The sequence below is a fragment of the Streptomyces spinoverrucosus genome, from assembly GCF_006539505.1.
GTDB lineage: Bacteria > Actinomycetota > Actinomycetes > Streptomycetales > Streptomycetaceae > Streptomyces > Streptomyces spinoverrucosus.
Genome location: NZ_BJND01000054.1, coordinates 1 through 12473, shown reverse-complemented (window position 1 = coordinate 12473; position 12473 = coordinate 1). Strand labels below are relative to the sequence as shown.

Sequence of the window (12473 nt, the reverse complement as noted above, 5' to 3'; positions counted from 1 at the left end):
TCTCACGGATGAAGGCAAGCCATACCATGAGAACCATGAAGGAGCCCGTGCCCGCCGAGTGCCCCCCGCCGCCAGCGCCGGGAGCGGAGCGGTACCCCGCACTCGACCTGGCCAACAGCGCCATTGCCCTGCCCGGCGGCCAGTTCACCGACCTCCTCGGCACCCCTGCGGCCGCAAACCAGTGGCTCACCGAACGCGACCTCGCCCCCGTGGATGCCGGACTGCGGGAGGTGTGCGCGGCGCAACTGAGGTCGCTGCGCGAACAGATCCGGGCGCTGCTCGCCTCCAGAGTCGACGGGCACCCTGCTCCGTCGAGCGCTCTCGCCTCCGTCAATGACGCACTGACCCGGGCCCCTGCGGCCTCCCTGCTGCACTGGGATCCGGTGCGCGGCCTGTACCGTGCCGCCGCCCACCCCACCACCCAGATCCTCGACCATGCCCTCGCAACCCTCGCCGCCAACGCCGCCGATCTGCTCACCGGCCCCGATGCCGAACGCCTCGCCGCGTGCGGCTCCGCCCCGTGCAACCGGTACTTGCTGCGCACCGGCCGCCGCCACTGGTGCTCCACCCGCTGCGGCGACCGCGCCCGCGCGGCCCGCGCCTACGCCCGCCGCACCCAATCGAGCACTGACTGAGCAGCGACGCGAACTGGGGAGCAGCGGGGGACACCGTCCGCAGGGCGAGCCCTCGTCACCGTCCGGCTTCAGCGCCTGCAGCCGGTCGTCCTCGAAACCTCGGTGACCGGATCGGCCAGACGCATGCCCGGATCGCACGCCGGTCCCGCGGCCAGGTCTCGCTCGAAGAGACGGCGGCCTTGCTGCGCGCTCATCAGGGCTGATCTCATGGGGCACGTCACCGCTTCACGCGGCTGCGCACGGCGAGGATGGCAAGCCCCAGCAGGCCCGGCTCGACGAGGCGGGCAGTTATCTCGACGTACATCCCGGTGGTGGTCAGGTCCTGTCCGGAGGCCCGGAAGATCACCGAGTTGACCACCACCCTCACGGACTTCTCGAACCGCGCGGACGACAGACGCCTTGTGTAGGGCCCTTCCGGGTTGACGGGTGTCGGCTTCCTGGTCGTCAGGGTTACTCGGCGGCCGTCGGTGGTACCCGCACTGACCGGGTCCAGGTCGGCCTGCGGCAGCCCCCACAGCATCATCGCGAGCACGGTGGCCGTCATCGCCAGGACCAACCAGGCCAGGGCACGCGTGGCGCGCAGGCCGTATCCGGAGAGTGCCCAGTACAGCCGCAGCAGCGTCCGCTCACCGAGGGACGCCGTGGCGTCGTGGCGGCGCATCTCCATTTCGCCGTAGTAGAAGTCGGCCGCGCCCGGCTCGTTCCGGCCGTCCTCGAGCGCCTTGCGCAGCTGCCGGTAGACCGGTGCGAGCACGGCGGGGTCGTGCGTCTCGACACCCGGTGGCGCGGGCGTCCAGCCGTCGCCGTACCGGGTCGCCCGCCAGTGGTGCTCCTCGGCCAGGGTCCGGCGGCGTATCCAGCGCAGCCCGTCCGGTGGTGGCGCCAGGACGCAGCGGCCTTCGAGCCGCAACTGGTCCAGGTGGACCGCCTCCACGAAGAGACAGCCGGTCAGGTCGACGTCGGCAAGCGCCAGGTGCGCGGCGTCCACGCCCTTGACCGAGGTGACACGCACCCGGGTGTCGGAGAGCCCCGGTTCGGCGATCACCTCGCCCTCCGGCGAGACGAACGGGCGGGGCCGGCCGACGACGGTCACCGGGAACTCCACCACGGCGTCGGTCAGATCCACCACGGCGTACCGCAGCCGCAGCGCGGCGGTGGACGCCCACCGTGTCCGCCGGAAGTGCACCTCCCGCGCGGCGGCCTCCAGCGTCCACGCGGCCTCGAACACGGCGTCGGAGAAGTCCACCGTCCCCGGGCAGACCAGCGGGCCGATGCGGGCGGTACGCCGGAACACCGCCCGCCGGAACCCGATGCCGGCCTCCAGCCGGGCACCGGAGAACGACATGTCACCACCGATCGTGGCCTCGTCGAACGTGGCTTCCGCCGCGAAGTGAGCCTCGGCGAACGGTATGTCCCCGCCGATGTCCGCCCCGTTGAAGCAGGCTCTGCTCCGGTGGAAATGCGTACCGTCGAAACAGGCCCGGCCGGCGACCCGGACCTTCTCGAAGTCGGCACCGTCCTCGAAGACCGCGCCGTCGAAGGTGGCGTTCCCGTCGATGGCCGCCCCGCCGAAGGACGCGACGCCACACACCCGGACACCCGAGAAGTAGGCATCCCCGCACGTCATGCCCTTGAACACCGCACTTCTGCCGACCTCGCGGACACAGAACCACAGCGTGCCCTTGATCCGCGTCTCGTAGAACCAGGCGTCACCGCCCACTTCGGTGTCATCGAGCCACACGTCTCCCGCGACCTGCGCCGCGCCGAGGCGGAGATCGCCCCCGGCACGCACCTCACGGACGTACAGACCCCCGCCGAACACGGCCGACGCGAAAGAGCAGAAGCCGCCGAAGTCGATCCCCTCGAGCTCCGCATCTCCGGTGAACCGCACCTCGTCGAAGGACGCGTCCCCCACCCGCGCCCGTCCGCTCCCCGGATCCCTGAGCGGTGCGAGCAGTTCGTCGAGCAGGTCCTGGGTGAAGGGGGTGCCCCGGTGGTCGAGGTCGGCGCCGGGGGACAGCGAGGCCAGGTGGGCGGCCCGTTCGGCGCTGTCCAGATGCGCCAGGCAAGCCGTGTACGAACCCACTCTGCGCCCCCGGCAGCGTTCCCCGGCGTCGAGGTGTCCGCAATGCGGCCACGCGGGAGCGTCGGTTGCAGTCATCCCAGCCCCCGTCTCATACCGCCACGACCGTCACGTCCCTCCGGTCACGCCCCTTCGGCCGGTCGACCAGTGCCTCGACCACCCAGCGTCCGGGGGTGGCCTCCAGTTCCGCCCGATAGCGGTCGGGCTCGTACTGCCGGAAGACGACGGGTTGTTTGTCCTTGCGGCCCGAACGCCACATGAACGTCTGCAGATTGCGCCGCGACAGGTCGTGTCCCAGCAGCTCGATCACGAACGGACGGCCGGCTGCGACGGGGTCCCGGGGGAAGTGCAGGGCGATGCCCTCCTCACCGGCGAGCGTGCCGCCGGGCGGGCGTCCCGCGCGGATCGCGAGCATCGCGTCCCGGAGCGCGGGCCCGCTCGCCATGTCCGCGTTCCGGAAGCCGGTCCACAGCATGGGGTCCGTACCGGTCCAGTCCGCGACGGCCGACCAGCGCGGCACCGTCCCGTCGCCGGGCCCCGGCAGGCCGTCGGCGATCCGCGACCCGTCGGAGGAGAGCACGAGCGCCTCGGGGGTCGGGAAGTCGACGCTACCGAGGCAGTGCACGGTGTACGGGAGGGGACCGGCGCGCCGGTGCCCGTCGCACCCCGAGCGGAACTCCTCCTGGAAGGCCACCGCCTCGCGGACGGCGTCGCCCGGCAGCCCGGGAACCGGGTAGCGGTTGTCGGTGATACGCCGCTCGTGGCGCTTGCCCTCGACCCGCACGGCGGGGTGCAGGGGAAGCATCTCGACGACCGCCGGCAGGTTGAGCGCCCAGTCACGCAGCGCCTCGTTCAGCCGGGCGGCCACGTCCGCGCCGGGACCCGCGTCGCCGGAGATCGCATCACCGGCCAGCAGCCGGGCGGCCTGGACCAGCCCCTTCTGCGGGGTGCCGAGGGTGACCAGGGTCCGGGCGGTCTCCCGGCCGTCCTCGCACTGCAAGTAGTGCCGCCCGATCAGCCCGCCCGTCGCATGGCAGACCAGAATGACGCGCGGATCATCGGTCCGGTCCGGGTAGTACGCATCGACCTCCGCACGCCACCGGTCGAGCTCGCGTGCCACCCGCGCCTTCAGCTGCCGGGCCACCAGCCGGTGGGACAGCCGCCAGTCGTAACCGAACGGCACGAACTGCGCGTCGAGCGGGTCGCCGAGGGCGGTACGAATGTCGGGATAGCCCATGCAGGACAGCAGCCCGGGTACGGAGTCCGGGACCTGCAGCAGTGCGTCGGCGTCCAGCCGGAAGGGGCCCTCGGGCGGCGCGTCCCCCAGCCCGGGTGGGAGGGCCACCTCGGTGAGCGCCGCAGCCGCCGGGCCGATCAGCTGCTCACCGCACCGCGCCCAGACGTCCTGGCCGTCCCGGCACAGCCGCGTGCCCAGGAACCCCGGGACGAAAACCACCAGATCGTGTTCCATTCATCCTCCCCGTGTCCCGGCCCCGAAGAACGCGTGCGGCAGCCGGATCAGATCGCAACGGTCCTCCCCCTGCAACGCCACCACCAGACCCTCCGGGTCCATCGCGGTACGGACGGCGTGCACGTCGTACCCACGCGTGGGAATCCCCGGCCCGTCCAGCCATTCCCGGGACCAGACGTCCCATGCGCGTGACACCGCCTCCGGCATGCAGAGCAGCAGCACCGGCTGCTCCACGGGGCCGGCGAACACCAGGGACGTCACGTCGGGGAAGTCCCCCGGCAGCCGCTCCGGGGGGTGGATGCTGTGGGGGCCGGAGCAGTCCTTGACGTACACGCTGCCGTGGTCCGCCCAGGCCAGCAGGGGCATCGAGGCGTCGTCCTCGTCGTCGTACAGCTCCCCGAGGGCGAGGCAAGAGGGGCCGGCGGAGAGCAGGACGCGCTGCTCGACGCCCTGCTCGCCCTCGGCCCAGACCCGCAGCTGGTCACTCAGATCACCGGCCATCCAGTACGTACCGTCCCGCAGGACCCTCGAGTCGATCCCGCAGAACCCGCGGTCGGTGCGGATCTCGCGCACCGCGGTCCCGGCGGACGAGGCATCGGCCGGGACCTCGTGGCACACCAGCCGCCGACCGTCCGCCACGCTCAGCCGCAGTGTGCCGGCGGCGGGGTCGCCGACCAGGCTCAGCGCGCGGGCCGGCTGCCCGGCGTCCCCGCCGAGCGGGATGTCCCGGTGGGTGACGACCGACAGGCTGTCGTCGAGCCGCCACAGCCGTACGGTTCGACCGGCCGCGGCGGCCACTGTCCAGCCGTCCACCGCCCGCACCGCGGCCACCGCTGTCACCGTGCGCCCGTCGTGGGCGAGCTCGGTGGCCGCAAGAGCGGCCGGATCCCCCTGTTCCGGCCGGGAGACCCGGATCCGGTCGTGCCAGGCCCGGCACAACAGCGGCGGACCGTCCGGTGCGCCGGCCAGGTCGAGGACCGGGCGCTCGTTGCTCGGCCGTCGCTGGATCCCGTAGCCGGCCGCCAGCGCGGGAACCACGTCCACCACCCGGATGTACGGGCCGTCGGCGACCGCGAGCAGTCCCTGACCGCCCGGTTCGAACGCCATGGCGCCCTCCCGGGGGGCGTTCAGAACGAGCGTGGCCTCGCGCCCGGACCGCTCGACGGACCAGATCGGGACGGCCACTTCCTCGTATCCGGCGAGCAGCAGTTCATCGCCGTACCGTCCGAAGGCCAGACCGCGCGCGTTCGAGTGGTACGTCGCCACCTCCTCCACGACCGGCTCGGGGCCGGACACGGCCTCGCACCGCCAGACGTACACAGCGGTCCCGTCGGCCACGGCGAGGAACCCCTCCCGGGGCGAGACCGCGAACGCCGCGGCGGCCATCGCGGGTGCCGCCAGGGTCACGCCGGGAGCGGTCCGGCAGGCACGCAGACCGTCGATCCCGTTGCGGGTGCGGCCCACTTCGTACAGCTCCACCCGCTCGGTGCCCGCCGTCAGGACGAACATCCGCGTGCCCAGGGTGAGGGCCGCGAGCTGCCGCACGTCCGCCGTACGGACCTCCTTCAGCTGCGTGTCCAGCTGCGTGCCGTTCTTCCAGAACCACACCCACACCCGGTCCCCGTCGGCCGCCAGGGCCACGCTCTCGCCCTCCACCTCGGCCACCGACAGGGCGCGCACACTGCCGCCCCACCGGTACTCCTGATCGGGCATCCGGGCAGCCGCGCGCCAGAAGTACACGGCTTGATCGTCCCGGGCGACGGTGGCCCAGCGGGCTCCCGCGCCCATCTCACGTACCTCGCTGAGCGGACGTCCACGCTCCACGCCGGTCCGGGGCAGCCGGCGGGTCAGCAGCCGGGCGCCCGACTCGGGGTGCAGGACCTGGACCTCCCCCAGTCCGCCGGCGGTCAGGGTGTCCGCGTGGGTCAGCCCCACCGCCCCGGTCCCGGCTCGCCAGCTCAGCGTCCGCGCGCCGCCCGAAGGCGCCGCGCGCCGCCATTCCGGGGGGTCCGGCGGGGCATCGGTCCAGTACTCCTGCCAGGGCAGGAAGCCGTCGGTGCGCGACAGCGTCCGGTACGTCGCGTCGCGGTGACTGACGAAGGCGGTGGCGCTGAGCAGGGCCTTGCGCTCCAGCAGGACCGACGCCGGCAGCGGGCCCGCCGAGCGGGGGAACGAGCCCGCGATCCTGCCGTACAAGGCGGCGCCGTCGCAGTCCCGGGCCAGGCCCGCCGCGAGCGGCAGCATGACATCGGGGTTCGTGCGCAGCAGGAAGCCCACGTCCTCGAAGAGCTCCCGCAGGGCGTCCGGCCCCTCCTGGGCGGCGTGGGCGCCCAGGTATTCGAGGGTGTACTCGTCGGCGCCGCTCCAGTCGCCGCCGGCGCGGGCGCGCAGCGCGTCGAGCACCCTGCGGTGTGCCTCCCGGACGGTCAGTCCGGCGTCGGAGAGGAAGAACTCGCCATAGCTCGGATGGGCCAGCTGATGGCGGATCCGCCCGGCCGTCTGCCGCGCGCCGTCCTTCTGGGTGGCGACGATGCCGCCGTCGGCGCTCCGGCACACCTGTCGCAGATCCTCCAGCGTGAGCTCCGGTGAGCCGGCCTCGCGCAGCGCGTTGGCGAGCGTCAGCCAGGTCGCGTCCGGGGTCAGCCCGGGCCCCTGGATCACCGCCAGCGCCCGCAGCACCTCATGGGCACGCTGTGCGCCGGGCTGCTCGCTCAGGTAGCGCGTCTCCTCCGCGAGGCGGGTGCGCAGGTCCATGCCGCCGTCACGCAGCCACGCCAGCAGCTCGGCCTCGGCGGCGACCGTGGTCCGCCGGGCGAGCCCGGTCGCGACCAACCGGGCCACCAGGAACGAGCCGTGACTCTGCGCCGCGACGATCTCGGCCGTCCAGTCGCGGTCCTCCCGCCGCGCGTCACCCCGGTACGGGGAGTGCTCGGTGTCCAGTACGGACAGCACCATGCCGGCGATGCTCGCGCGCGCCTCCTCGTCGTCCCCGAGGACCACGGGTTCGACGCTGAGTTCCAGGGTGTCCAGGAGCGACTCCTCTTCCGCGGGCGCGGTGGTACGCCGGCGGGGCTGCGTCCGGGTACCGACGATCACCCGGACACCGGGCGTGGCCGCCAGGGGGTTCAGGACGTGCCGGGCGATCGCGTATGCCTGGTCCGGGAGGGCCTCGTCGAGTGCGTCGAAGAGCAGGTTCACCGAACCCGCCCGGCCGACCAGCTCCTCGAAGGCGTCGGTGAACTTCTCCGACGTCACCGGCTCCTCCGGCAGCGGCGGCGCTCCGTCGACGTCCGCCAGCACCTCCCGCAGATGCGCGGCCAGCGAATGGGCGGACTGCCCCCGGCAGCTCAGCGCCGCATGCACGGTCCCCGCCCGGGGCAGCGTCGCGGGGTCGAGGTCCGGACCGAGGGTCTCCCGCCAGCTCGGCAGGGAGGTATGGGCCAGTCGGCCGAGCAGCGCGGTCTTCCCCGTGCCCGCCAGGCCCGTCACCGCGAGCAGCCCCTTCGGGTGGGTGTCCATCCAGCGCACGATCCGGCTCAGCACATCCCGCCGACCCGCGAAGTGGCGGCTGAGATGGCTGTTTTCCTCGAGCCCGAACTGCTCGGCCTCGATCCACGGCTTCCGCCGCGTCAGCACGGCCGGCGTGTACACCGGCCGGTCGGACTGGTGGTAGTAGGGGTTGTCGAGGAAGTTGTTGGGAAGCGCCCGGACCTCCCGGCAGTCCGGCCGCTGCGCCGGGTCGTCGAGACCGTCGTCCGCCGCCCGCGCGTCCACGGCACGGCAGAGATACGGCAGCGGCAGATACAGCGCGGCCGGCTCGAACGGGCGGGCCTGGTCGTCGGCTACGAAGTCCGGCTTCGCCAGTGCTTCCTCCAGCCACGTCACCCAGCGGCCCGCCGGCACCTGCGCGTCCGCCCCCGAGGTGCCGATGACGGCGAAGCCCTTCCGCCGGTTCTCCCGCGCCCGGATCACCGCGGGGTCCCGCTCCAGCTCCACGGCGTGCCGCACCGCCTCGCCCAGGGAGTTGTAGCTCTGGGAGGAGCAGGCGTCGACGATCAGCAGGGTGTCCGTCTCGTACTCCGGCCGCAGCAGGAAACCCACCAGCTCGAGCAGGGAGACGGCCCGGGCGGGGTCGAACTCGCCCGACTGCCAGGAGTCGGCGCAGGCGAGGAAATAGCCCTCGTCACCGCGCTGGACGCCGTGCCCCGTCCAGTAGAGGATCTTGCGCTGGGCACCAGCGGCCAGGAACTCCCCCAGCCCGGCCCACAGTTGCCGCTGAGTCGCCCCGCCCCGGTCGGCCCGGAGGGCCTCCCCGAACCCCAGCTTCTCCCGCGCGGTCTCGGTGAAGCGGTCACGGACCTCATCCAACTGCGGGCGGCGCAGCCTCTGCCGCTCCTCCGCGTCCGGGTGGAGGTACTCCGGTACGGCGATCGTGCCCACCAGGGAAGAGGATCGCCGCTCGGCTTTCAGTAACGCCAGCCGGTTGTCCGTGTCGCTTCGTACCATGAGATCGACAGCACCCCCTGAGAGTGTCCACCACAGCTTATTTACCAGTGGAGTTGGCGATGCGAGACAGATTCACCGTGGTTGGCCGGGCAACGGGCTGTCATCTCTTCGAGGGTGACGGGACCCGGCCCATCGACGAGGAGAACGTCCACGTCAAGTACACGCCGAAGCGTGTGCAGTTCCCGGAGGAGATCGCCGCCTGGCGGCGGTCCATCGAGGCGGAGGAGGAGCGCAAGGAGGCCAGCGGGCTGCCGCACCGGTGGAACAATGCGCGTTTCGCGGTCGAGCGGGTCGTGGTCACCCGTACGCATCTGGCCGAGGAGCCCGTGGTGTCCCTCACCATGCGGGACGCAGACTACTTCGACTTCCTCACCACCTCGCTCAACCTGGACCGGCGGCAGAAGAACGGCCTCACGCTGCGTGAGCAGTATCTGGAGGGCGGCGACCCGGCCGACGCGCCCTCCTGGATGAACTGCAGCTTCGGCATCAACGTGGCCCTGGAGACCGGCAAGGACGGCAAGATGCTGTTCTCCCGGCGGAGCGCCCAGGTCGCCGGGCCGAACAGCGCGCGGTGGAACTCCTCCGCCAACGAGGGCCTGGCCCAGCAGCACGACCTGCCCCGGGACGGCAGCCCGGTCAGCCTGCACGCGGTGGCGCGCCGCGCCCTCTTCGAGGAGCTCGCCGTGCACGACGGGGACCAGACCAGGGTGGAGTTGCTCGGGTTCGGGCTCGACCTGGTCAACCACCAGTGGGCGGCGTTCTTCCGCGCGGTGGTGCCCGAGCTTGACGAGCCGGCGCTGCGTCTTCGCTGGACACGAGGTGTCACCGACAAATGGGAGCACGACCGGTTCGAGTTCGTGGACGCGGACCCGGAGTCGGTGCTCGGCTTCATCGCGGACGAGCCGGAGGAGCGGTGGACACCCTGCGCGCCGGCCCTCTTCTATCTCGCCCTGGTACACGGTGCCGTGGAGCGCGCCGACGGTGACCCGGCCGCCCGGTTCGCCGTGGAACAGGCCGAGCAGAAGGTCATGTCGGACCGCGGTCTGTGAGCCGGGAGGCCGGGGCGAGACGTCTCAGGGGGTTTCCCGCCCACATCTCCCCCGGCCCTGGGCGCACATCGACGCGAGGGCACGGCCCATCCCGCCCGCCGTTATGGACAAAGACACAGGACAACGGGGCCCGAGTGGACAACACGAAGGGCCCCACCGGAAACTAGCAGGGCCCTTCGTTTCGCCTGTTCAGGCGGCTGCGGAGGATACGAGATTCGAACTCGTGAGGGGTTGCCCCCAACACGCTTTCCAAGCGTGCGCCCTAGGCCTCTAGGCGAATCCTCCGCCGGAAACATTACATGACCGAGAGCAGTGCTCGCGAACTCGTTCCTGCACCTCAGCATCAGGTAGGCTGTGCGAAGCCCCTCACGCGGCGCTATCTGACTGAACTCCCCCAGGGCCGGAAGGCAGCAAGGGTAGGTCGGCTCTGGCGGGTGCGTGGGGGGCGCTCGCGTTGGGGCCCCGGTTCGCAACGGGCTCGCCCCGGTTCTGGGGCGGGCCCCGTTGTCAGTGGGCGCCTATAACCTCGTATGCGTGTCGTCTCTCGCGCTGTACCGCCGCTATCGCCCGGAGTCGTTCGCCGAGGTCATCGGGCAGGAGCATGTCACTGACCCGCTGCAGCAGGCGCTGCGGAACAACCGGGTCAATCACGCGTACCTGTTCAGCGGTCCGCGTGGATGCGGCAAGACCACCAGCGCGCGGATTCTCGCCAGGTGTCTGAACTGCGAGCAGGGGCCTACGCCCACCCCGTGCGGGGAGTGCCAGTCGTGCCGGGACCTCGCACGCAACGGGCCGGGTTCGATCGACGTCATCGAGATCGACGCCGCCTCGCACGGCGGTGTGGACGACGCCCGTGAGCTGCGGGAAAAGGCCTTCTTCGGGCCTGCGAGCAGCCGGTACAAGATCTACATCATCGACGAGGCCCACATGGTCACGTCGGCCGGTTTCAACGCGCTGCTCAAGGTCGTCGAGGAGCCGCCGGAGCATCTGAAGTTCATCTTCGCCACCACCGAGCCCGAGAAGGTCATCGGGACGATCCGGTCGCGTACCCATCACTACCCGTTCCGCCTGGTGCCGCCCGGGACGCTTCGGGACTACCTCGCCGAGGTGTGCCAGAAGGAGAACATCCCCGTCGAGGACGGCGTCCTGCCGCTCGTCGTGCGGGCCGGCGCCGGGTCCGTGCGTGACTCCATGTCCGTCATGGACCAGCTGCTCGCGGGCGCCGGGGCGGACGGTGTGACATACGCCATGGCCACGTCCCTGCTGGGCTACACGGACGGGTCGCTGCTCGACTCCGTCGTCGAGGCCTTCGCCACAGGGGACGGGGCCGCCGCCTTCGGGGTCGTGGACCGCGTGATCGAGGGCGGGAACGACCCGCGGCGCTTCGTCGCCGATCTGCTGGAGCGGTTGCGGGATCTGGTGATCATCGCCGCCGTTCCGGACGCCCTGGAGAAGGGCCTCATCGACGCCCCCGCCGACGTGCTGGAGCGGATGCAGGCCCAGGCCGGCACCTTCGGCCCCGCCGAGCTGAGCCGCGCCGCCGACCTCGTCAACGAGGGCCTGACCGAGATGCGCGGCGCCACCTCCCCGCGCCTCCAGCTGGAGCTGATCTGCGCGCGCGTGCTGCTGCCGGCCGCGTACGGGGACGAGCGGTCCGTGATGGCCCGGCTCGATCGGCTGGAGCGCGGTGTGAACTTCTCCACGGGCGCCGGTGCCCCTGCCATGGGGTACGTCCCCGGGCCCGACGTGCATGGAGGAGCGCCCGCGCATGCCGGTGCGGCCGTTCCGCCGGGGGGCGGGGCTGCTGCGGCTCGGGCTGCCGTGCGGGCTTCCGGCGGTGCCGCAGGCCCCTCGGAGGCGGGGAGTGCCGTACCCGGTGTGCCCGCGGGACAGGGTGCGCCCGTTGCGCCCGGGGATCAGCGGGGCGACGTACGTCCTGGCGGCCCGGGTGCGCCTACGACCCCCAGCACGGGCGAGCCCGCCCAGCAGCCGCCCACAGCCCCCACGCCGACGCCGCCGGCAGCACCGGCCCCCGGCCCGGCCGCCGCTCCCGGCGCCTGGCCCACCGCGACCCCCGCCGGTTCCGGAGGCGCCGGCCGACGCCCCGGCGGCTGGCCCACCGCCGCACCCCCGGGTGGCGGCGGCCGCCCCCAGACGGCCCCCAGCCCGTCCGCACCAGCACCGACACCCACACCCGCACCCGCGTCGGCCCCAGCCACCTCCCCACCCTCGACCGGCGGCCTCGACCCCCGCTCCCTCTGGCCGAACATCCTCGAAGCGGTGAAGAACCGCCGCCGCTTCACCTGGATCCTCCTCAGCCAGAACGCCCAGGTCACCGGCTTCGACGGCACCACCCTCCAGCTCGGTTTCGTAAACGCGGGCGCCCGCGACAACTTCACGAGCAGCGGCAGCGAGGACGTACTGCGGCAGGCACTGGCCGAACAGTTCAACGTCCACTGGAAGATCGACGCCATCGTCGACCCCTCGGGCGGCGGCTCGGCTCCGCCCCCGCCGGGGGGCGGGGGCGGTTACGGCGGCGCCGGGACCCCCGGTGGTTACGGCGCCGGTGGCGGCGGTGCCACCAGCGGTTACGGCGGTGGCGGCACCGCGAGCGGCTACGGCGGCGGTACGCCGGGAGGCACGGGCGGCGGTACTGCGACCGCCCAGCGCCCGGCGCCGACGCAGGCCACGGCGGCCGCCCCCGCCCAGCCCACCGCCGCACCGGCCCC

The 12473-nt window shown here is 72.5% G+C and carries 6 protein-coding genes, 1 tRNA gene and 1 other RNA gene; 4 read left to right on the top strand and 4 right to left on the bottom strand.

Annotated elements, in window-relative coordinates:
- Positions 1–26: 26 nt before the first annotated feature.
- The gene (locus SSP24_RS30815) at positions 27–635 is read left to right on the top strand and encodes a CGNR zinc finger domain-containing protein (protein WP_141313257.1); all 609 of its coding nucleotides are present in this window, start codon (positions 27–29) and stop codon (positions 633–635) included.
- 217 nt (positions 636–852) lie between these two features.
- Here the strand turns inward: SSP24_RS30815 and SSP24_RS30810 are convergent, their stop codons facing one another.
- The 3 genes from SSP24_RS30810 to SSP24_RS30800 all read right to left on the bottom strand — a co-directional run bounded on the left by SSP24_RS30810 (position 853) and on the right by SSP24_RS30800 (position 8695).
- Positions 853–2721 (bottom strand): pentapeptide repeat-containing protein, encoded by a 1869-nt coding sequence (locus SSP24_RS30810; protein WP_229866091.1) that lies wholly within the window; start codon positions 2719–2721, stop codon positions 853–855.
- 88 nt (positions 2722–2809) lie between these two features.
- A complete protein-coding gene (locus SSP24_RS30805) occupies positions 2810–4189 on the bottom strand; it encodes an esterase/lipase family protein (protein WP_141313255.1) in 1380 nt (459 codons plus the stop codon).
- Positions 4190–8695, bottom strand: a complete 4506-nt coding sequence (locus SSP24_RS30800; protein ID WP_141313254.1) for an ATP-binding protein — start codon at positions 8693–8695, stop codon at positions 4190–4192.
- A gap of 59 nt (positions 8696–8754) precedes the next feature.
- On the opposite strand from SSP24_RS30800, the gene SSP24_RS30795 reads away from it, so the two are divergent.
- Positions 8755–9744 (top strand): nuclear FMR1 interacting 1 family protein, encoded by a 990-nt coding sequence (locus SSP24_RS30795; RefSeq protein WP_141313253.1) that lies wholly within the window; start codon positions 8755–8757, stop codon positions 9742–9744.
- Positions 9745–9944: 200 nt separating this feature from the next.
- Here the strand turns inward: SSP24_RS30795 and SSP24_RS30785 are convergent.
- A tRNA-Ser gene (locus tag SSP24_RS30785) sits at positions 9945–10029 on the bottom strand.
- A gap of 72 nt (positions 10030–10101) precedes the next feature.
- Between SSP24_RS30785 and ffs the strand changes: the two genes are divergently transcribed.
- An RNA gene (gene ffs / locus SSP24_RS30780) (signal recognition particle sRNA small type) lies at positions 10102–10200 on the top strand.
- A gap of 78 nt (positions 10201–10278) precedes the next feature.
- The coding region (locus SSP24_RS30775; protein ID WP_141313252.1) for a DNA polymerase III subunit gamma and tau at positions 10279–12473 on the top strand (2195 nt) is incomplete at its 3' end.

What these genes read in the sequence shown, in the direction of transcription:
- SSP24_RS30815 (WP_141313257.1), top strand. Translation starts at nt 27, where the DNA reads ATGAGAACCATGAAGGAGCCCGTGCCCGCCGAGTGCCCCCCGCCGCCA.
- SSP24_RS30805 (WP_141313255.1), bottom strand. Translation starts at nt 4,189, where the DNA reads ATGGAACACGATCTGGTGGTTTTCGTCCCGGGGTTCCTGGGCACGCGG.
- SSP24_RS30800 (WP_141313254.1), bottom strand. Translation starts at nt 8,695, where the DNA reads ATGGTACGAAGCGACACGGACAACCGGCTGGCGTTACTGAAAGCCGAG.
- SSP24_RS30795 (WP_141313253.1), top strand. Translation starts at nt 8,755, where the DNA reads ATGCGAGACAGATTCACCGTGGTTGGCCGGGCAACGGGCTGTCATCTC.